Here is a 19380-nt window from a genome sequence, read left to right as displayed (position 1 = left end):
CCAACCTAGCGGCTCCCACTGACAGCCGGTCTCCGGCCACCGCCCCCGCCGGTCAGAGGCCGGTCGAGTCCCCCGGGTCCAGCCGCCCGTGGCCGGCGCCGCCGAGCTTGCCGATCTGGGCGTCGTAGAGGGGACGGGCGAGGTCGGTGAGCAGGGCGTCGTGGATGTCGATGGCGCGTCGCGGCCGGACCTCGCGCACGTAGTCGATGACCTCCGAGATCTTGTTCCAGGGGGCCATGACGGGCAGCATCAGCGTGTCCACGGCCCGGTCGGGGACGGTCAGCGCGTCACCCGGGTGGAACACCGAACCGTCCACCAGGAAACCGATGTTGGTGATCCGGGGAATGTCCGGGTGGATCACCGCGTGCAGTTCGCCGTGCACCTGTACGTCGAATCCGGCGACGGAGAACGCGTCGCCGTGGCCGACGGTGTGGACCCGGCCGGGGAAAGCCGCCGAGAGCCGTTCGGCGACGCTGCGCAGGGTCCAGATCTCGGTGGCCGCAGACGCCTCCAGGCCCGCGCGCAGCCGGCCCTCGTCGAAGTGGTCGGCGTGCTCGTGCGTCACCAGGATCGCGTCGGCGCCGACCGCGGCGTCCTCCTCGGAGAACCCGCCCGGGTCGATGACGAGGACGCGTCCGTCCTTGGCCAGACGGACGCAGGAGTGCTTCTTCTTCGTGAGCGTGAGGCCCGTGGGCGCGGAGGGCGCCCCGGGCCCGGTGGGTGAACCGTCGTGGACTGCGTTCATGTGTTCCATCCTGCTACGCATCCGGCGCGGTTTCCTCCTGGATCACTGTCCGGGCGATCCCGAACGCGGCGCCGGCCGCCGCGATGCCGCAGTACACGGCGGTCTGGAGAAGGACTTCCTTGATCTCGTCGGGGCTGAGCCCGTTGCGGAGCGCGGCGCGGACGTGCGTGGCCAGGTCGTCCAGATGACCGGACGCCACCAGCGCGGTCAGGGTCACACAACTGCGGGTGCGGCGGTCCAGCCCGTCACGCGCCCAGACCTCTCCCCAGGCGTAGCGGGTGACGAGGTCCTGGTAGTCGCCGGTGAAGTCGTCCGGGGTGGTGTCGGCCCGGTCCGCCCAGTTGTCGCCGAGCACCTCGCGGCGCACCCGCGTACCGCTCTCGTACGGGTCCGGGCGGCCCGGTTCCACCGTGGAGGGCCGGTCGGCGGCGGACGTGATCTCCTCGACCGGCGCCACCGGGGCGACGATTCCGGGGGCCGGGGGCGCGGGGGGTACCGGGGCGACGGGCGGCGCAGGGAGGACGGGCGGCGAGGGGAGGGAGGGCGGCGCCGGGACGGCCGTCGGGGTGGCCTGCCAGGCGGCGGAGAAGTGGGTGAGCAGCAGGTCCGTGACGGCGGCCGGCTGTTCGACGGGGGCCAGATGTCCCGCGCCGGGCACCAGGGCCAGCCGCGCGTCAGGGATGCCCGCGACGAGGGTGCGGGCATCGCCGGGCCCGGTGACCTGGTCCTCGGCGCCGACCAGCACCAGGGTGGGCGGGCTCACGCGGGCGAGTTCGGTGCGGATGTCGAAGGCGGCGAGCGCTTCGCACGCGGCGATGTAACAGCCCGGGTCGGTGGTCCGGACCATCTGGACGGCCCATTCGACGATGGCCGGCTGGGCGGCGGCGAAGCCGGGCGTGAACCAGCGCTCGGGGGCGGCGCGGGCCATCGGTTCCATCCCGTTGGCCCGGACGGTCGCGGCCCGCCCGAGGAACTCGTCGGCGGTGGCGAACCGGGGCGAGGTGGCCACCAGGGCCAGCGAGGCGAGCCGGTGGGGGTGGCGGAGGGCCAGGTCGGCACCGATCGCGCCACCGATGGAGCAGCCCAGGTACCCGAACCGCTGGATGCCGAGGCCGTCGAGCGTGGCGATCAGCCGGTCGCCGAGAGCCGCGACGGACCCGGCGGGGTGGGCGGGGGCGCCGCCGTGGCCGGGCAGGTCGAAGCGGAGGACCCGCCAGTGCTGGGACAGCTCGGGGACCTGGCGGTCCCACATGTGCCATGTGGTACCGAGGGAGGGTCCAAGGACCAGCCAGGGGGCGCCTTCGGGCCCGTCTACCTGGTACTTCATCGTCTGCGTCTCTGTGTCACTCACGCGTCTCACGCTCCCACATCTCACAATTTCTCACGCACCCCGCCCTCTGCCATGACGAGACCACTCCAAGTCTGAGCGGCCCCCCGCAGGTCTTCGACGTTCGGCTTGACGTACCACTTCTTGGTGGTCTTGACGTTAGTGTGTCCCGCCCATCGAGCCAAGATGTGATCCTTCACCCCGTTGTCAGCGAGATAAGTGAAGCATGACGCACGTGCGTCATGGAGACGCACTCGACGCAGCAACACAATCGTCATGAGCAGATATGCCCGTGTGCGGAGTTGCTTGGTGGTGAGGACTGCCCCGATTTCGTTCACGGCCATATGGCAGGAGTCGACGTAGTCCGCACCCAGCGCCAGCCTCTCGGCCGCCTGAATCGCCTTGAACCACCGGAGAGCGGTGGCCACCATCGTGGGCAACGGGAGTGCTCTTTCACTCACCATCTGACTTGGTGTCCTTCTCCGCCACGATCAGATTCCCATCATTGTTCGGGTGTTGGCGATCAGGAGGGTTTCGTTCTCCAGGTCGATATCCTCCCAGCGCATTCCGCAGACTCCTGCCGGACGGAGGCCCATGAGCGAGAGCGGCAGCGGAGCATCGAGCCGATCCGACTGCATTGCCTCAACGAACTGCTGGACTTCGGCAACATCCCACGGTGGAACTACTTCCTTGGCCTTCCGCTCCGTTTTGCGCGCCTTGCGCGGGATATGCAGATTCGCTGCTACGTTCATAGTGACAAGCCTTTTCGTGACGGCTCGGTTCAAAGCGTCTTTGAGCCGAGCAAGCGTTATGTACACGGATGTCACGCTGAGCGGAGTTCCGGCACGCTCACCACGAATGCGTCACTCTTGAGATACCACAGCATCCACGCTTCTACGTCTCCTTCGGTCAAGTCCTGCAACCGAATGTGACCGAGTCGCGGACGGCACCTGTCGAGGCTTACCCGATAGTTGTAGATGGTGGTCGGCTCCAGATCCTCGTTCTTCTCCTCAAGCCACATGTCGAGCCATTTCCCGACTGTCAGCTTGTTGGGGGCAACGAAGCTTCCCGTATCCCGCTCGTTTTCGATACGGGGTATCTCCGCCTTTACTTCCTTCGACGTGCCCTTACAAGGGTGATCAATGGAATGAATGGGTTCATATCAGGCCAAGTTCATGGTTCCATCCGGCCTATCACCCCAGAGCGATCGTCAGCTGGGCGGCCTGAGCCGACCCAGCACCGTCTGCTGTTCTCGTCGGCCACTGCAGGCCGACCGCCCCATCACCGCTTCGTCGACTGCCGCACGGGCTACCGACCTTTGCGGGGCGGTGGCATCTTCGGGAGGAGCTCCCACAACGGGCGCCCGCCGCTGGCCCAGGTCGCGAGGGTGCGCCTGTCGGCGAGGTGCATGTGCAGCTGCTGGGCCAAGGGTGCGCAGCGGGTGGTGAAGCGGCCGTTGGTCACGACCAGGACGACGTCGGCGCCGTAGAGCTGGCGAGCGGTGCCGTTGACGCGCTGGAGATCGGGGGTGCCGACGGCCGAGCCGCGGTCGCCGTCCTTGCGGTGCTTGCACTGGATGACCCAGGTCCGGCCCAGCGGGTCGGTGGCCAGGACGTCCGCGCCGTTGTCCCCGGCCCCGCCGATCTGCCGGGCATCGGCGCAACCGTCGCGGAGCATCAGGTCGCGGACCGCGTATTCGAAGTCGCGGTGGTGCAGGGCATCCAGCTGCGACAGCCCGTACCGCAGAGCCTGCTGCCGTACCCGGTCCCACGCCTGCTGCTGGCGGTACCGGTGGCCCCAGACCGTCCCGCCGACAGCGGCGAGGGCCCCGAGTACGACCAGCGCCCACCAGTTCACCAGCAGCCAGGAGACCACCGCCCAGACCAGCGCGAGGCCTGCGACGGCACCGAACCCGAACAGGAGCAGCTGGGTGTCGCGGTGCTGCTGCCGGCGCGAGCGGCGGCGGCGCGGGGGTGCGCTGCGGCGTGCGGGGCGGCGTGCCGCGGGTCGGCGGCGGGGTGGTGGGCGGCGGTTGGCCATCGGGCGCGCTCCGGTTTCAGCGGGAGGAGTCGGTGACGCCGGAGGCGAGCTGGCCCAGGAAGTCGCCGATGCCCTCACCCAAAGGGGTCGGAGCGATGACGACGCCGAGAGCGAGCACGATGATCACGGTCAGCTTCTCGTCGTTCCGGCTCCGGGACTGAGTGCGCCGACGTAACCGCAGCAGGACGATGACGGCAAGCAGCACTCCCACATGGATCGTCAACACGTTCTTCCGCCCCCGGATCACCCTCGGTCTCGATTCGATCCCTGTGTATCCGCATCCCTCGTACCGCGCCTCAAGGTCACCGGATGATGACGCAAAGAGACCGTTTGGCTGGATCAGTACAACAAACCGCAGGTAGCGCGCAGAACGGCCGCACGGGCGCTGGGGCCGGGGGAAGGTCCGCCGTGGCACAGCAGGAGGCCCTCACCGCGATCGGTGAGTGCCTCCTGCTGTTCAGAGTGCGGTGGTGAAGCCCCAGTCCGGCCGGACCACTGGCAACGGCCCCGGACCACACCTTCCTGCCGGGCCGCCTCGCCGCCCCGTGCTCGGCTCGACGCGGGTCCTCGGTGTAGGCGTGCCGTTAACGAGCGCCGAACCAACCGACAAGTAACCCACGAGTAACTTCTAGGGTTTCATGGCCGCGGTCTTCTTCGGCTGACGGGGGACGGCTGTCTCGCGTTCGAGGTGCCCGTAGACCGTGGAGCGGGGGACGTCGAACATGTCGGCGATCTGCTGGACGGTCTTCTCCCGCTCGCCGTGGAGCCGTTGGGCGGGCGCGGCCTGGTCCTCGGTGAGCTTCGGCCGGCGCCCGCCGACCCGCCCCCGGGTCCGCGCGGAGGCGAGCCCGTCGTTCGTGTTCGCCACGATCAGTTCGCGCTGGAGCTCCGCCAGTACGGACAGCATCCCGAACATGGCGCGGCCCTCCATGGCGGCGGTGTCGATGCCCTGCTCGATGAGATGCAGGCCGATCCCGCGCTCGCGCAGCTCGGCGCCGTGGGTGACCGGGTACAGGACGGAGCGGGAGAGCCGGTCGAGTCGGGTCACCTTCAACGTGTCGCCCTCGCGCAGCAGCTGCATGACGAGATCGAATTCGGGGCGGGAGGCTTTCGCGCCGCCGGCGATGTCGACGTGGACGTTGTCGCGGTCGACGCGGTGGCGGAGTAGTGCGTCGATCTGATGATCGAGGTTCCGGTCGACTGTCGATGTGCGGCAGTAGCCAAGAAGTATTGTCGGAAACTACCTCAATGACCGTTCGCCGACGTTGATTTCCGACGCGAGTTGCCGACAGCGCCCACTTGCGGGTCCGTGATCGCAGGGGCGAGTGCCGGCAGACGTTCGTCTGCCGGCACTCGCCCCTGGCCCGCCTGTCAGGTGGAGAGGTCTCGTGCGTGATGACGTATGGCGCGCCGCCCATGACGGAGCCGGGGCCGATGGGGTAGGGGCCTGCTGACTCGGGCACAGCAGGCCCGGTCGCACGGTGGCCTTACGTGACTGGCGGCAGCGGGGGTCCGTTGACGGCGCCTGGTGCGGGCAACTGGGCGGTGGAGTCCGCGTACTTGAGGAGGAGGCGTGCGAATTCGAGTCGCTCGGCTTCGGGCCAGTCGCGGGTGATGTATTCGAACGCCTGCCGCTGCTGATGGCGAAAACGGTCGAGGAGGGCGGTGCCTTCTTCGGTGAGGTGGAGCACGGTACGGCGGCCGTCCTGCTGCGAGGCCGCGCGGACCAGGTAGCCGTGCGAGATGCAGTCGCTCACCATGCGGCTGGCCACGGACGGGTCCACCAGGAGGTGGTCGGCAAGTCCGCCGACCGTCATCTCCGTATCCGCCTCGGTTGCCTCGTCGACGATGTTGAGGACCAGGTTGCGCTTGAGGTCCTTGGGTCCCACCGGGGGGTCGACCGGGGCCTGCATGGTGCGCCGCCTCAGCCGGGCGAAGGCCGTGCCGACGGCATCCAGCAGGGCCTGGCCTTGCGGCATGGAGGCATCCGTATTGGTCACTTCCGCAGCTTATCGCATGTACCTGCTAAGTTGCAGTTACATGCAGGTTCACATGGAATTGCAAGTTGCATTAATATGGCATCGCGGTGGGAGAAGAACTCGGCACCAGCGGAGCGACGGCCTGCCCGGAGGAGAGAGTCATGATCACAGCCATCATCAACGGCCGTGTGTTCGACGGCGAGCAGGTACTGGAGGACACCACCGTCGTGCTGAACGGCACGCGGATCGCTGCGGTCGGAGGTGAACCGCCCGCCGGGGCGGGCATCGTCGATGCCCGGGGCGGAACACTGCTGCCCGGCCTGCTCGACGCCCATGTGCACACCTCCGAAGAGGCACTCGCGCTAGCACTGCGGTTCGGGATCACCACCGAACTGGAGATGCAGGGCATGAACACCAAGCCCGGCCGCGCGCACATCACGGAGAACGACTCCCTCGCCGATGTCCGCTCCGCCGGGTTCGGCATCACTCCGCCCGGGGGCCACCCCAGCGAACTCATGCCGAAGGGCTTCAAGCCGGGGGGCCACAGCGGACCAGACGACCGGGGCAATCGGCCCGCGCCGCGCGAGATGCCCCTGATGCCGTTCTCCACCACGCCGGAAGAAGCCGTCGGCTTCATCCCCCAGCTCGTCGCGGCGGGCTCCGACTACATCAAGTTCATGGTCGACGACGGCAGCGTCGAGGGCCACCCCGGTCTGCCCATGCTCGACCAGGCAACCCTGACCGCCGGTGTCGCCGAGGCCCACCGGCACGGGATGCTGACCATCGCCCACACCCTGACCGTCGACGCGACACGGATGGCGATCGAGGCCGGCATCGACGGCTTCGCCCACCTGTTCATGGACCGGCCGCACACCGTCGAGATCATCGAACTCATCGCCGCCTCCCATGCGTTCGTCATCCCCTGCGTCGTCCTGAACGCCTCCATGATGGGCATCACCGGCTCGTCCCTCACCGAGGACCCACGCGTCGGTTCACGCCTCAACGAGGCCTGGACGAACACCCTGAACAGCAGCTACGACCGCTACCCGCAAGGCAAGCTGGAGGACGTCCTGGCCTCGGTCAAGGCCCTGCACGACGCCGGCGTCGAACTCCTTGCGGGCACCGACGCGGCTCCCATGCCACTGCCGTTCTTGGGCGGTGTAGTGCACGGCGCCAGCGTCCACCAGGAGCTCCAGTACCTCGTCCGGGCCGGCCTCACCCCGATCCAGGCCCTGCGCGCGGCGACCCTCACCCCGGCACGCCGCTTCGGCTTGGAGGACCGTGGCCGCATCGCCGAGGGCCTGCGGGCCGACCTGCTGCTCGTAAACGGTGACCCCACCACCACGATCAGCGACACCCTCAACCTGCGTGACGTATGGCGCCGCGGCACCCGCACCACACTCTCGGCCTCATAGAAACTCGCTCCCAGCGAACGACCGCTGCCCGCCACGGCCTCCGTGGTGGGCAGCCGTCTCGTGGCCACGCACCCGGCCTGACGCCGCACGGGAACACGCACGATGACTCAACCCTCCGCCGGAACCTGGACCGTTTCTCCGTCGTCCGCTGGCTCGTTGGGCTCGTCACCCAGACCCTCGCCCTGAGGTGGCCGGCCGGTAGAGGCCCCTCGTGCGGCCCTGGCTGGTGATGACGGTGATCTCGCACTCGATGATGCGGACTTCGAGGCCGCCGAAGCGGGAGAGACGGGAGCCGTCGTCGAAGTGGACCAGGACCGGGGGGGTTGCGGGCGGCCGAGATGCGGGCCCAGAAGGCGGCCTCGGTGGACGCGACGGCGGTCAGGAACGGATTGCCGGAGAAGCCCCGGTCGAGGAGGACGATCATTCCGGCGTGCAGGGAACGCGTCAGTCGCTTGCCGTAGGCGGTCTCGCCGCTGGAGCGGGGGCCGAAGGCGGCGTCCAGGACCGCGCGGGTGCCGCAGGCCACCAGCGCGGTCAGGCAGATCTGCGGGTAGCCGGAGGTCCCGTACTGGTTGGTGATCGAGCCCAGGCGGGCCCGGTGCAGTGGGCTGTCGGGGACGTCGAGGCAGGTGCCGTCGATCGCGACGGTCAGGCAGGCCCTTTTAATGGGCGCCGGCGGTACGGATCGCAGTCGCCGGCCCGCGCAACAGGTCGAACAGGGCCTGCATGGGACGCGCCCCCAGGCGGCTCCGGGCGTTCCAGAGCGCCGCACCGGTCACCTTCGCGACCGGTGTCGCCTCCAACGATGCGGTGAGCTTGCGCCAGACTGCCAGATAGCCGCAATCGTCGAAAAGGGCCGCGGCCAGCAGCAGGCAGACCACCACCCGTGCGGGGATCTTCCGCAGCCGTTGCTGGACCGCACCTGTTTCGACAAGGGCGGCACCGACCATCTCGAACGGGACGATCCGGGTGAGCTCCCCCGGATGCCCGGGAGCGAACAGGCCCTTGGCTACCGTGATGTCACTCGTGATGACACACTGATCGGACAGCGGAGCCTCCGGTGCTGTGAACGGCTGTCTTGGTCGACTGCCAGTTCTACCGGGGCTCCGCTTCTCACGTCCCGGATTACACCAGATCAGACCCCACGTGTTCGCGCCCCCCGAGCCGTAACTCCACGGCCTTGACCCAACGGCTCCTGTCCCCCTCACCACGACAGGCCCGGCACTGCCGGAACACTCGGGGTCCGGGAACGGGTTCCGCGGCGCGTACTCGTGACCGTCTCGACAGCGGGTCCTCGGAGCGTGCCCTCGCCAGGCCCCAGCACGTCCAGGGCGGGGACCTCCGGCGCCCGCGCCGGAGGAGGAGCGGGTGCGCCGGAGCAGCAGTGCTACGGGACGAGGACGAGGCGCTCGCTGGTCCGCTCGGTCCACGCCTGCGCGATCTCGGTCAGCGGTACCGCCCGGGCGCGGACGTCGAGGGCGCCCTCGGTGACCGCCTCGGCCAGCTCCGGCAGCTCGGCGATGAAGTCGCGGGGCGAGACCGAGCCGATGCCGCTGCCCAGGATCTGCAGACGCGCCGCACGCAGCGCCGCGGAGGGGACAGGAGCGGTCGCGCCGGCGATGGATCCGATCTGGAGCCAGGTCAGTGGGGCGGAGCGGTCAGCGCGGGCGGTGAGCATCGGGATCATGAAACCAGCGGCAGGCTCGCCCCACACGAAGTCGAGGACGACATCGACGTCGGCCGCGACCCCGGCCTCGTCGAAGGTGATCGTCCGGTCCGCGCCGAGGGCTTCCAGGGCCTTGAAACGGGTGGTGTCACGGCCTGCGGCGATGACGTGCGCGGCGCCGAACCGCTTCGCGATCTGGATCGCCATCCCTCCGGCGCTGCCGGTGGCACCGAGAATGAGCACGCGCCCGCCTTCACGGAAGGCGATGCGTCGACGCATCGCCACCCAGGAGGACATGCCCGGGTTCATCGCGGCGGCGATGCGGACCGGATCGACGTCGTCCGGCAGGAGCACGCTGCGACGGGCGTCGATCACGGTGCGCTCCGCGAACGTACCGAAATTCGTGTCGTCCAGGGCCGCGTAGCGAAGTCGTCCCGAACCGTCGCGCACGACACCGTCGACGCCGGGCACGAGCGGGAAGGTGCCGGCGCCGGAGTAGTGCGTGCCGCTCGCCTTCGCCCGGGTGAGGTGGTGCAGACCCGCGGCCAGGACCTCCACGAGCATGTCGTGCTCACCGGTGGCGACCGGATCGGGGTACTCGCCGTAGGCCGGCGGAGCGTCGGACGAGGTGATGACCGCAGCATGCATGAGGGGCTCCCACTCGGTTTAGTTTGCAGTGCCAATAGAATTTAGGATTATTGGTGATGCAAACAATGTCAAGTAGAGTGGTGCGTATGACCACTGACGACTCCACGGACGCCCTGGTCGACGGACTCGTGCGCAACGCGTTCCAGATCATGGGCGTGCTCACCCGCATCGGTGCCGAGCACGACCTGTCCCTCACCCAGCTACGGGTCCTCGGCATCGTCCGGGACCGGCGCCCCCGTATGAGCGACCTGGCGGCTTTCCTCGGGCTGGACAAGTCGACTCTCTCCGGTCTCATCGACCGCGCCGAACGACGAGGGCTCCTGGCGCGCGCCGCCAACCCGGACGACAAGCGGGTCGTCGACGTCCTGATCACCGACGCGGGCCGCGAACTCACCGGACGGCTGTATCAGGAGGTCCAGGACACCCTGGCTCCGGCGACGAGCCGACTCGACGCGCCACAGCGTCGGCAGCTTGCCCAGCTGCTCGAAACCGTCGTCACCCCGCCCCTGCCGTTCACACCGCGTCCCGTCGGCCAACGCTGAACGATCTTCACGGTCTCCGCGAAAAAGCCTGCCGCCGCCGAGCCGGGCCGTCGAGCGGTTGGAGGCCGACGCCGGGGCCCTGCTGCTCACCCGCTCGCCCACCGGCGTCACGCTCACTTCCGTGGGCACCGTGCTGCTCGACGAGGCACGGGCCCCGCTCGACCACGCCGACCGCGTCCGTGTCCGTGCGAGCGCGGCGGCCGGCGCCGCGGCCCCCGGTGTCGGGACGAGCCGAGTGACCGCAGGGCACCGCCCCCGTCCGGCAGTCGTGCTGGAGACCCGCCGGGGCCGGGTCCGTCGCGTCAGGGGGTCGCCGACGACACGACGTACACGACCGGGCGGGCCGGATCGGTCATGTCCACGGTGATGTCCTGGCTGGGACGCGGATCGTCCTGGTAGTGGCTGGTGCCGGCCCAGTCGACACCGGGTCCGAAGTACCACCCGGCGATCCCGATGTCGCGTTCACCGATCGTGACCGCGCCCGTCTTCAGGGCGGCGCGTCCGGTGCCGACGCCGGTCAGGAACCGGTCGAGTCCGGCGGACGTCGTGCGGAACTGCACGTACATCCGGCTGGCCTTCCAGTTGTTCGTCTCGTAGTACTGGACCTCCACCGAGTTGCCCGGGATCGGCACCTCGAAGATGCGCCGCTGCATCCCGGACGGCCAGCCCTCGTGCAGTCCCTGGGCGGCGGCCTCGGCCTCCTTGTCCTGACCGGAGCGGCGGCTCTGCCCGGCCGAGATCAGCAGATATCCGGCCGGGACCCCGATCAGCAGCACGATGATGGTGGCCGTGATCAGGCGTCGGCGGATCATCCGGCGGCGGCTCTCCGTCGACGGCCCGCCGCCTTCGTCCGGCGGTGTCGACTGGCGCGGCACGACGGGGTGCTCGGCTGCTTTCATGATCAGAACCCCTAGGTGGTGCGCGTGTTGCGGGTGTTACGGATGGTGCTCGTAGCGTGGTCATAGATCTGCGCGTAGCGCTCGTACCGCTCGACCCGACGCCGGTTGGTGCGGCGGAATCTGCGGGCGACCAGCCGGGCCAGGTCGGCGGCGCCGACCATGCCCGCCTCCGGGCCGAGCTGGGCCTTCGCGATCCGGGCCTCGGGCCGGTAGCCCCGGCCGGTGAGCTGACGTCTGAAGGCGTCCCGTGCGGGCCCGATCAGGAGGTCGTCGGCCGCGCTGACGCCGCCGCCGATGACGAAGCAGGACGGGTCGAGCGCGGCGGCCAGATTGGCGATGCCGACGCCGAGCCACTGACCGATGTCCTGCAGCAGCTCGACGCACATCGCGTCGCCCTCGCGGGCGAGCTCGGTGATGAGCGGTCCCGTGATGTCGGGGATGCTCCCCTTGACCCGCTCGATGATGCCGTGCGCGACCGGGGAGTCCGCCGCGGCGAGTTCCCGGGCCTCCCTGACCAGCGCGTTGCCCGAGCTGTACTGCTCCCAGCAGCCGCGGTTGCCGCACGGGCAGCGGTGCCCTCCCGGCACCACCTGCATATGGCCGAACTCACCGGCGACGCCGTACTTGCCGCGCTTGACCCGGCCGTCCTCCAGGATCGCGCCGCCGATGCCGGTGCCCAGGGTGATCATCACCAGATGGTCCTCGCCGCGTCCCGCGCCGAAACGCCATTCCGCCCAGGCGGCGGTGTTCGCGTCGTTGTCGACCATGACGGGCACGACCAGCCGGGAGGCGAGGGCGTCCCGGAGGGGTTCGTCGCGCCAGGCGAGGTGCGGGGCGAACAGCACCTTGGACCGGTCCGCGTCGACCCAGCCGGCCGCGCCGATGCCCACGGCGTGCACGTCGTGCCGGTCGGAGAGGTCGAGGACCAGCTCGACGATGGTGTCCTCGACGACCTTGGGGCTCTTGGACTTGTCCGGCGTCTCGGTGCGCAGCTGTTCCAGGATGTTGCCGTCCGCGTCGACGACGCCGGCCATCACCTTCGTACCGCCGATGTCGATGCCGACGGTCGGGACGCGTGGCGCCGTCAGGTGCGAGCGCCGCTCTCGGGTGCCCACGGTCCGCAGGACGGTGGCGCGGGCGGAGCCGCGGTGGGTCAGGTCGCGGTACGTGCTCATCGTCCCTGCGGGGTCTGGGGGGCCGGATGGTGGGGCTCTCCGGCGGCGGACGGCGCCCGTCCCGGTCGATTCTGCCATTGCCGGGCCCTCCCGACGGTCGGGCGGGGCGGCCCGGCGGCCCGGTGGTCTACTCCGCCGGCGCCTCGTGGGCGCCGGGCGGGGCGGGCGCCGGGGCCCGCTTCAGCTCGTGGCTGAGCTCGTCGAGTTCGCTGCCGCCCGCCATCTGGCGGGTGAGTTCGTCCAGCGTGATGCCGTCCTTGGTGTGGCTGCCGGACATGGCTCCGCGCTTGAGCAGGACGAACCGGTCGCCGACGAGATAGGCGTGGTGCGGGTTGTGCGTGATGAGCACCACGCCGAGGCCGGCGTCCCTGGCCGCGGCGACGTACTTGAGGACGACACCGGACTGCTTGACGCCGAGGGCGGCCGTCGGCTCGTCGAGCACGAGGACCTTCGCGCCGAAGTGGACCGCGCGGGCGATGGCCACGCACTGCCGCTCACCGCCGGACAGGGTGCCGATCGGCTGGTCGACGTCGCGCAGGTCGATGCCCATGCGCAGCAGCTCCGACCGGGTCGTCCGGCGCATCCGTCCGACGTCGAGGCGCCGGAACGGCCCGGCGCCCTTCGTCGGCTCCGAGCCGAGGAAGAAGTTCCGCCAGACCGGCATCAGCGCGACGACGGCCAGGTCCTGGTGCACGGTGGCGATGCCCCGGTCGAGGGCGTCGCGCGGATTGGCGAGCCCGGTCTCCTCGCCGTCGATCAGGAACCTTCCGGAGTCGTGCCGGTGCAGCCCCGCGATGATTTTGATGAGGGTGGACTTGCCCGCGCCGTTGTCCCCGAGGACACAGGTGATCTCGCCCGCGTGGACCTCCAGCGAGACGTCCTCCAGGGCCTTCACGTGGCCGTAGAACTTGCTGACGTGGTCGAGCTCGACGAGTGCCGGAGAGGCCGGGGCCGTCATTTCGTCGCCTCCGCGCGCTTGCGTACCCATGCGTTGAGCAGGGTGGCCAGGAGCAGCATGGCTCCGAGGAAGAACTTGAACCAGTCCGGGTTCCACTCCGCGTACACGATGCCCTTGCTGGTCATGCCGAAGATGCAGGCGCCGACCGCCGAGCCGACGGCGGAGCCGTATCCGCCGGTGATCAGACAGCCGCCGATGACGGCCGCGATGATGTAGATCAGTTCGTTGCCGACGCCCTCGCCGGACTGCACGACGTCGTACGAGAACAGCAGGTGCTGTCCGGAGACCCAGGCGGCGAACGCCACTGCGAGGTACAGACCGATCTTCGTACGGATCACCGGGACGCCGACCGCGCGGGCGGCGCTCTCCTCACCGCCGACCGCGAAGACCCAGTTGCCGAAGCGGGTGCGGAGCAGAATCCAGGTGGCGACCGCGACGAGGACGGCCCACCACAGGATGGTGACCTTCAGTTCGACGCCGCCGACGGTCAGCTCGGACGCGAAGACCTTACGGGCCGACGCGTAGCCCTCCATGTCGCCGATGGCCTTCGTCGACACGCCCTCGCTGATCAGTTTGGTCAGACCGAGGTTGAGGCCCGTCAGCATGAGGAACGTGCCGAGGGTGATGATGAAGCTGGGCAGTTTCGTACGGGTCAGCATGAATCCGTTGAACGCGCCGATCGCCAGGGTCACCAGCAGCGACACCAGGACGCCGACCCATACGTTGGCGGTCATCTGGTAGCTGAACATCGAGGAGATCAGCGCGGAGCTGGTCACCATCACCCCGGCGGAGAGGTCGAACTCGCCGCCGATCATCAGCAGGGCCACGGGCGCGGCCATGATCCCGATGGTGGAGGCCGCGTACAGCACCGTGCCCAGGCTGGTCGCCCGCAGGAAGCTGTCGGCGAAGACCGCGAAGAAGAGGAAGACGGCGACGGCGCCGACGACCGAACCCAGCTCGGGGCGGCCGAGCAGTCTGCGCAGCGGTGAGGTGCGCAGCAGCCGTTCGTCGGGTCCGGCGGGGGCGGGGGGTCGCTCGGTCGTCGTCACCGGGTGACCCGCTTCGTGTACTGCTCCAGCTCGTCGGCGTTCTCGGCGGTGATGATCTGCGGGCCGGTGAGGACGGGGCGTCCGCCGCCGAGCACGTTGTCGTTGTAGCGGTACAGCCAGAGCAGGTCGACGGCCTCGTATCCCTGGAGATACGGCTGCTGGTCGACGGCGAAGCCGAGGGTCTTCGCCTTCAGGGCGGTGACCACGCCGGAGTTCAGGTCGAAGGTGTCGATCTCGGCCTTGCTGCCCGCCGTCCGCTTCGCCTTGACGGCGGCGTCCACGAACGGCGCGCCGAGGGTGACGACGGCGTCGATCCCGTGGTCCGCCTGGAGCTTCGCCTCGATGGACGCCTGGACGTCGGGCATGTTGGTGCCGGTGACGTAGAGGTTCTGCAACTGGCCGTGGAAGGTCTTCTTCGCCCCGGCGCAGCGCTGCTCATGGCCGACGTTGCCCTGTTCGTGCAGGACGCACAGGGCCTTCTTGCGTCCTCGCGCGTTCAGCTCGTCGCCGACGGCCTCGCCCGCGATGGACTCGTCCTGGCCGATGTGGGTGAGCGCGCCGAACGCCTTGGACTCGGCGGAGCCGGAGTTCACGGTGATCACCGGAATGCCCGCCTCGGTGGCCTGGGCGAGGACGTCCTTCATGGCGTCGGGCTTGGCCAGCGTGACGATCAGCCCGTCGACCTTCTTGTCGATGGCGGTCCTGATCAGCTGGGACTGCTGCTGCGCCTCGGCGCTGTGCGAGTAGATGAAGTTGATGTTGTCCTTGCGGGCAGCCTCCTCGGCGCCTCGCTGGACGATGTCCCAGAAGCTGTCGCCATCACCCGAGTGGGTGACCATGGCGAAGGTCCAGCGGGGAGTGGTCACCGCGGACCGGCCTTCCGCCTCGGCTCTGGCCGCGCGTTCCTCCGCCCGCTTGCCGCCGGTGCTGCTGCATCCCGCGAGGGACACCGCGAGCACCGCCGCCAGCACGGCGCCCATCGCACGTACCCCTGTTCGAACCCTTGCCACGACGTCGTGCCCTTCCGGTGCTGCTGGTGCTCCGCTGCCGCGGCGCTGTCGGTGGATCGCTGCTGTACCGCCCGGTGCCGGCGGACGCTGTGCGCCGCGCCGCCCGGTGCCCGCGTCCGTGGGCCACGGGCCGGGCCCGGTTGCCCAAGTATCCCCGAGCCCGGCCCGTGGCCGCCCGGCAGGTCCGGCGCGGGTGTCGCGGAAGGGGGTGCGCTCGGGGCGGATCACCGCGCCGGGAGGGGCGACACGGGGGCCGCGTGCGGGCGGCGCGGGAACGGCGTGGAGGCGGTACGGGGGCGGCGTGAGGGCGGCACCGAAGTAGTCACCGATGGGCCGGTGGTCGGCAGCGGTCGGGGTAATGGTCGGCAGCGGCCGGCGGGGCCCGGATGCCCGCCCGGCCGGTTTCATGGTGTCCCCGGGGACGCCGCCCGGCGGCCCCAGGCCGTTCCGGCCAGGACCAGCGCGGCTCCCGCGAGCCCGAACGCCCCCAGCCGCTCGCCGCCGATCACGATGCCCACGGCCGCGGCCCACAGCGGTTCCGTGCCGAGCAACAGGCTGACCCGGGAGGGCGAGGTGCGGCGCACGGACCACATCTGCACGAAGAACGCGATGAGCGTGCAGAACACGGAGAGGAAGAGCAGCCCGCCCCACTCGCCGGGGCCGAAGTCCGCCGCCGTGGTCCAGGGGGCGTCCCCCGTACCGGGCACCGCGGCCAGCACCGCGAACACGGCGACCGCGCCGCCGAGTTGGACGGTGGTCAGCGAGAGCGAGTCCGCCTCCTGGACGGCTTTGATACGGGCCATGGCCAGGACATGGACGGTACGGGCCATGGCGGCCAGCAGCATCAATAGATCACCGGACGACGGAGCGGTGAAGCCGCCACCCTGGGTCAGGAGCACCACGCCGGCGACCGAGAGCCCGGCTGCGGCGAGGAATGCCCCGGACGGGCGCACCCGGGTCACCGCCGCCTCGGCGAGCGGGGTGAAGATCATCGTGAGGCTGATGACGAGACCCGCGTTGGTCGCCGAGGTGTGCACGACGCCGTACGTCTCCAGCAGGAAGATGCCGCTCAGGACGAGCCCGAGCAGCCCGGCGCCCCGCCACTGAGCGGCGTTCAGCGCGCGCAGCCCCCGCCGGCAGGCCACCGCGAGGGCGGGCAGCACGATCGCGAAGCGCAGCACGAGGACGGCGACGACGGTGTGGGTCGTGGTGATGCCCTTGGCCGCGAGGTAGCTGGCTCCCCAGACGACCGCGACCAGCAGTACGGGCAGATCGGTGAGCCAGGCCCTGCGCGGTGGAGCGAGAGTGGGCACGACGATCGACGACACCTGGTACTCCTGGTTCTCCGCCTCGCCGGTCTCCGGGTCCCCGGCGCCGGACGGGGGCCCGGCAGGGCGGTCCGGACGGGGCGCGGTTACGGTGGGCGGGTTCCACGGCGCGGGGCGGAGGCTTCGGCGGCTCACACGGGGCGATCACGGTATCGGGTCGGCCGTCGGCCGCACCACCGGGAAGCACGGCCGGGAACACGGCCGGGAACATGTGTCTCCACCGGCCGCCGCGTTCCGCGCGTCCATCCCCCCGTACCCGCCGCTCGTCGGCGTCCGGGCAGGGTGGGAGGGGGCGCATCCACGGGGCGGGAGGGGACACGTGAGCGCCCTCCTACAATGGCGAATTCGAACCACGAAAGCACGGAGTTGGCACATGGCTGGATCGCGGCCGGACGGACGGGTCGAGCGGGGGAATCAGACCAGGCAGCTGATTCTCGGGCGCGCGGTGCAGGTCGCCTCGGTCGAGGGGCTGGAGGGGCTGTCGCTCGGCCGGCTCGCCACCGAACTGAAACTGAGCAAGAGCGGGGTGTTCGCTCTGTTCGGTTCCAAGGAGGAGCTTCAGCTCGCGACCGTACGGGCCGCTGTGGCGATCTACGTCGATCATGTGCTGCGGCCGACCCGTCGGGCACCGGCCGGGCTGGGGCGTGTCTGGCACATGTGCGAGAGCTGGATCGAGTACTCCCGCAAGCGGGTGTTCCCGGGCGGTTGCTTCTTCTACTCGACGATCGCGGAGTTCGACTCCCGGCCCGGCCAGGTGCACGACGCGCTCGCCGCCACCCAGACCGGGTGGGTGACCTTCGTCGAGGAGACCATCGAGGAGGCACGGGCCAAGGGTGAGATGGCCGCGGACACGGACGTCTCCCAACTGGCCTTCGAGATCATCGCTCTGCTCGAACTGGCCAACGCCGAGTCCGTGCTCCACAGCAACTACGGCGCGTACCAGAAGGCGGGGCGGGCGATCCTCGCCCGGCTCCGCGCCCTGGCCACCGACGAGTCCCTGCTGCCCCCGAGCCCCTGAGCGGCCGCCCGGCCCCGGCCGTGGGGCCGGGCGCCTGCCGCACGGCCGGCCGTGGACGAGCCATGGGACCGGGGTCCGCGAGCACCGCGCCCGCCCGGCCCCGGACCGGCTTCCGCGAGCACCACTCCCCCGCCCCCGCGTCACCACTCCCCCGGCGGGCCCCGCGTCACCGCTCCCTCGGGCCGGGCCGGCCACCGGCGCGGCTTCCTTCGCGCCCCGGCCCGCGTCACCGCGCGTGCCGGGCACGCTTCACGGGGCCGTGCTCAGCTGCCACTCTCCGGACCACCAGCCGTGCGGATACCCGTCGTTGGGCGCCGTCTCGTAGGTCTGCCAGTAGCGGTCCCCGCGGTTCCACTCGTCGGCCGTGACGACCAGCCGCCGGTCGGGGAGTTCGGTGACACTCGTCGGCTGGCTGAGGCCGACATCGACCTCAGGCACCTTCCCCATGCTCGACACCGGCCCCCAGAAGCCGTCCACGCTCAGCTGGGTGCGGGACTCCATGGAGCGGTCGTAGAGGTTGGACGAGGCGATGGCGACGAGTGTCCCGTTCGACCGCTTGAAGAGCGTCAGGAAGCCGTGGTACGGGGCCGGTTGCAGGCCGAAGCCCTCGGGTTCGGACCACGCGCCGCCCGCCGCGTCCTGCACCGAGTGGCAGAACCCGCCGTGGTCGAGCCAGAACAGCTCCAGCCCGCCCGCCGCGTTCTCGATCCCGGTGATGAAGGTGGCTTTCGGGCCCACGGTCCCCGCGCTGACGCGCTGCCAGGGGCCGTACGCCCCGCCCGCCACCGTCTGCGCGCGGTGCCAGACGAAGGGCAGCCCCTGCGACGCGGTCGCGTCGTGGAACGCCTGGAACTGGTCGACCCGCCCATCGGCACGAGGCACGGAGACCGGCGCGGCCACCGGGGCACCGGCCACCCCCTGCGCCGCGCTGTCCACGCTGCAACCCGCTGACGCCTCCGGCACCGTCGGCGCCGCGGACGCGTCCGGGGCGGAGACGACGGCCCCCGCACAGGCCAGCACCACCGCGACAGCGCCGCGAACGGTACGCCGGAACGGTCTCTTCATCGTCAACCACCTTAATTCCAGAGCGATTTCAGGAATCATCCACAGGCGCCACGGCGTCGCGACGACATGTCGCCCCGGCCGGTGAGCATCCTCCTGCCACATCTGACGCCCGGCTAGAGCCGAATTCCGGCCAGCCGTGGGGACGGCCCGGGGCAGGGCGCCGGGCGGGCCCCTGCCGCACTGGGTGTCCGATTCCCGCCGGAATTCACACCGCCCGGGGACTTTCCGTGCCCGTGTCGGCAACCGGCCGGCAACCACCCGCGCCCCTCCAGGAGCCCCCTCATGACCAGGACGAACAGGACCGCGCTCGTGAACCGGCGGCAGCCGTGGCATCGGCGCCGCGATCGCACTCCGTCTCGCCCGGGACGGCGTCGATGTGGCACTGACGTACGTACGGAACGAGGAGGCGGCCCGGGCGGTCGTCGGGAGGATCGAGGGACTGGGCCGCCGCGCCGTCGCCCTGCGTTCCGACGCCGCCGCTCCCGGCGCGGGCGGGCCCCGGTACCCCACCGGCCG

General features: G+C 70.2%; 21 protein-coding genes and 1 pseudogene. 4 read left to right on the top strand and 18 right to left on the bottom strand.

From position 1 onward, the window contains the following. Positions 1-52: 52 nt before the first annotated feature. From PZB75_RS26775 to PZB75_RS26735, 9 genes are all read right to left on the bottom strand, one after another. Positions 53-745 carry an MBL fold metallo-hydrolase gene (locus tag PZB75_RS26775; protein ID WP_275537852.1) on the bottom strand — a complete coding sequence of 231 codons (693 nt, stop codon included), beginning with the start codon at positions 743-745 and terminating at the stop codon, positions 53-55. A gap of 13 nt (positions 746-758) precedes the next feature. Then, positions 759-2096 carry an alpha/beta fold hydrolase gene (locus PZB75_RS26770; RefSeq protein ID WP_275537851.1) on the bottom strand — a complete coding sequence of 446 codons (1338 nt, stop codon included), beginning with the start codon at positions 2094-2096 and terminating at the stop codon, positions 759-761. A gap of 20 nt (positions 2097-2116) precedes the next feature. Continuing rightward, positions 2117-2512 carry a hypothetical protein gene (locus tag PZB75_RS26765; protein ID WP_275537850.1) on the bottom strand — a complete coding sequence of 132 codons (396 nt, stop codon included), beginning with the start codon at positions 2510-2512 and terminating at the stop codon, positions 2117-2119. 51 nt (positions 2513-2563) lie between these two features. After that, complete coding sequence (locus PZB75_RS26760) at positions 2564-2824, bottom strand: hypothetical protein (RefSeq protein ID WP_275537849.1); 261 nt, start codon at positions 2822-2824, stop codon at positions 2564-2566. Positions 2825-2895: 71 nt separating this feature from the next. Beyond that, positions 2896-3093 (bottom strand): hypothetical protein, encoded by a 198-nt coding sequence (locus PZB75_RS26755; protein ID WP_275537848.1) that lies wholly within the window; start codon positions 3091-3093, stop codon positions 2896-2898. A 287-nt stretch (positions 3094-3380) separates the two neighbouring features. Continuing rightward, on the bottom strand, positions 3381-4112 hold the full coding sequence (locus PZB75_RS26750) for a restriction endonuclease (protein ID WP_275537847.1): 732 nt from the start codon (positions 4110-4112) through the stop codon (positions 3381-3383). 16 nt (positions 4113-4128) lie between these two features. Then, on the bottom strand, positions 4129-4338 hold the full coding sequence (locus PZB75_RS26745) for a hypothetical protein (protein ID WP_275537846.1): 210 nt from the start codon (positions 4336-4338) through the stop codon (positions 4129-4131). A gap of 402 nt (positions 4339-4740) precedes the next feature. Continuing rightward, on the bottom strand, positions 4741-5343 hold the full coding sequence (locus PZB75_RS26740) for a recombinase family protein (RefSeq protein WP_275538880.1): 603 nt from the start codon (positions 5341-5343) through the stop codon (positions 4741-4743). Positions 5344-5599: 256 nt separating this feature from the next. After that, a complete protein-coding gene (locus PZB75_RS26735) occupies positions 5600-6112 on the bottom strand; it encodes a MarR family winged helix-turn-helix transcriptional regulator (protein WP_275537845.1) in 513 nt (170 codons plus the stop codon). Positions 6113-6252: 140 nt separating this feature from the next. Here PZB75_RS26735 and PZB75_RS26730 point away from each other — a divergent pair, with 140 nt between their 5' ends. Beyond that, the gene (locus PZB75_RS26730; protein ID WP_275537844.1) at positions 6253-7506 is read left to right on the top strand and encodes an amidohydrolase family protein; all 1254 of its coding nucleotides are present in this window, start codon (positions 6253-6255) and stop codon (positions 7504-7506) included. A 662-nt stretch (positions 7507-8168) separates the two neighbouring features. On the opposite strand, the gene PZB75_RS26725 is transcribed toward PZB75_RS26730, so the two are convergent. Together PZB75_RS26725 and PZB75_RS26720 are read right to left on the bottom strand one after the other, a co-directional pair. After that, positions 8169-8714 (bottom strand): transposase domain-containing protein, encoded by a 546-nt coding sequence (locus PZB75_RS26725; RefSeq protein WP_275537843.1) that lies wholly within the window; start codon positions 8712-8714, stop codon positions 8169-8171. Between the two features lie 179 nt (positions 8715-8893). After that, on the bottom strand, positions 8894-9820 hold the full coding sequence (locus PZB75_RS26720; RefSeq protein ID WP_275537842.1) for a zinc-binding alcohol dehydrogenase family protein: 927 nt from the start codon (positions 9818-9820) through the stop codon (positions 8894-8896). 86 nt (positions 9821-9906) lie between these two features. On the opposite strand from PZB75_RS26720, the gene PZB75_RS26715 reads away from it, so the two are divergent. Further along, positions 9907-10362: a MarR family transcriptional regulator gene (locus tag PZB75_RS26715; RefSeq protein WP_275537841.1), complete on the top strand. Its 456-nt coding sequence runs from the start codon at positions 9907-9909 to the stop codon at positions 10360-10362. A 28-nt stretch (positions 10363-10390) separates the two neighbouring features. Next, positions 10391-10573, top strand: a pseudogene (locus PZB75_RS26710) (LysR family transcriptional regulator); the annotation flags it as partial. A 91-nt stretch (positions 10574-10664) separates the two neighbouring features. On the opposite strand, the gene PZB75_RS26705 reads toward PZB75_RS26710, so the two are convergent. From PZB75_RS26705 to PZB75_RS26680, 6 genes are all read right to left on the bottom strand, one after another. After that, positions 10665-11261 carry a hypothetical protein gene (locus tag PZB75_RS26705; RefSeq protein WP_275537840.1) on the bottom strand — a complete coding sequence of 199 codons (597 nt, stop codon included), beginning with the start codon at positions 11259-11261 and terminating at the stop codon, positions 10665-10667. A gap of 11 nt (positions 11262-11272) precedes the next feature. Then, on the bottom strand, positions 11273-12436 hold the full coding sequence (locus PZB75_RS26700) for an ROK family glucokinase (protein WP_275537839.1): 1164 nt from the start codon (positions 12434-12436) through the stop codon (positions 11273-11275). Positions 12437-12563: 127 nt separating this feature from the next. Next, positions 12564-13394, bottom strand: coding sequence for an ATP-binding cassette domain-containing protein (locus PZB75_RS26695; protein ID WP_275537838.1), 831 nt, complete (start codon positions 13392-13394; stop codon positions 12564-12566). Continuing rightward, complete coding sequence (locus PZB75_RS26690; protein WP_275537837.1) at positions 13391-14443, bottom strand: ABC transporter permease; 1053 nt, start codon at positions 14441-14443, stop codon at positions 13391-13393. The genes PZB75_RS26695 and PZB75_RS26690 overlap by 4 nt, the downstream gene beginning before the upstream one ends. Further along, positions 14440-15423, bottom strand: coding sequence for a sugar ABC transporter substrate-binding protein (locus PZB75_RS26685; protein ID WP_275537836.1), 984 nt, complete (start codon positions 15421-15423; stop codon positions 14440-14442). Before PZB75_RS26685 ends, PZB75_RS26690 begins: the two co-directional genes overlap by 4 nt. Before the next feature lie 434 nt (positions 15424-15857). After that, the gene (locus PZB75_RS26680) at positions 15858-16781 is read right to left on the bottom strand and encodes a DMT family transporter (protein ID WP_275537835.1); all 924 of its coding nucleotides are present in this window, start codon (positions 16779-16781) and stop codon (positions 15858-15860) included. 373 nt (positions 16782-17154) lie between these two features. Here PZB75_RS26680 and PZB75_RS26675 point away from each other — a divergent pair, with 373 nt between their 5' ends. Further along, positions 17155-17799, top strand: a complete 645-nt coding sequence (locus tag PZB75_RS26675; RefSeq protein ID WP_275537834.1) for a TetR/AcrR family transcriptional regulator — start codon at positions 17155-17157, stop codon at positions 17797-17799. Positions 17800-18048: 249 nt separating this feature from the next. Here PZB75_RS26675 and PZB75_RS26670 read toward each other — a convergent pair whose 3' ends face one another. Continuing rightward, positions 18049-18864 carry a hypothetical protein gene (locus PZB75_RS26670; RefSeq protein WP_275537833.1) on the bottom strand — a complete coding sequence of 272 codons (816 nt, stop codon included), beginning with the start codon at positions 18862-18864 and terminating at the stop codon, positions 18049-18051. Positions 18865-19380 lie beyond the last annotated feature (516 nt).

The sequence above is a fragment of the Streptomyces sp. AM 4-1-1 genome, from assembly GCF_029167625.1.
GTDB lineage: Bacteria > Actinomycetota > Actinomycetes > Streptomycetales > Streptomycetaceae > Streptomyces.
Note: the sequence above shows the minus strand (reverse complement) of the source record. Positions and strands in the feature narration are given on the sequence as shown.

What these genes read in the sequence shown, in the direction of transcription:
- PZB75_RS26775 (WP_275537852.1), bottom strand. Translation starts at nt 745, where the DNA reads ATGAACGCAGTCCACGACGGTTCACCCACCGGGCCCGGGGCGCCCTCC.
- PZB75_RS26760 (WP_275537849.1), bottom strand. Translation starts at nt 2,824, where the DNA reads ATGAACGTAGCAGCGAATCTGCATATCCCGCGCAAGGCGCGCAAAACG.
- PZB75_RS26755 (WP_275537848.1), bottom strand. Translation starts at nt 3,093, where the DNA reads ATGTGGCTTGAGGAGAAGAACGAGGATCTGGAGCCGACCACCATCTAC.
- PZB75_RS26750 (WP_275537847.1), bottom strand. Translation starts at nt 4,112, where the DNA reads ATGGCCAACCGCCGCCCACCACCCCGCCGCCGACCCGCGGCACGCCGC.
- PZB75_RS26730 (WP_275537844.1), top strand. Translation starts at nt 6,253, where the DNA reads ATGATCACAGCCATCATCAACGGCCGTGTGTTCGACGGCGAGCAGGTA.
- PZB75_RS26720 (WP_275537842.1), bottom strand. Translation starts at nt 9,820, where the DNA reads ATGCATGCTGCGGTCATCACCTCGTCCGACGCTCCGCCGGCCTACGGC.
- PZB75_RS26715 (WP_275537841.1), top strand. Translation starts at nt 9,907, where the DNA reads ATGACCACTGACGACTCCACGGACGCCCTGGTCGACGGACTCGTGCGC.
- PZB75_RS26705 (WP_275537840.1), bottom strand. Translation starts at nt 11,261, where the DNA reads ATGAAAGCAGCCGAGCACCCCGTCGTGCCGCGCCAGTCGACACCGCCG.
- PZB75_RS26700 (WP_275537839.1), bottom strand. Translation starts at nt 12,436, where the DNA reads ATGAGCACGTACCGCGACCTGACCCACCGCGGCTCCGCCCGCGCCACC.
- PZB75_RS26695 (WP_275537838.1), bottom strand. Translation starts at nt 13,394, where the DNA reads ATGACGGCCCCGGCCTCTCCGGCACTCGTCGAGCTCGACCACGTCAGC.
- PZB75_RS26685 (WP_275537836.1), bottom strand. Translation starts at nt 15,423, where the DNA reads ATGGGCGCCGTGCTGGCGGCGGTGCTCGCGGTGTCCCTCGCGGGATGC.
- PZB75_RS26675 (WP_275537834.1), top strand. Translation starts at nt 17,155, where the DNA reads ATGGCTGGATCGCGGCCGGACGGACGGGTCGAGCGGGGGAATCAGACC.
- PZB75_RS26670 (WP_275537833.1), bottom strand. Translation starts at nt 18,864, where the DNA reads ATGAAGAGACCGTTCCGGCGTACCGTTCGCGGCGCTGTCGCGGTGGTG.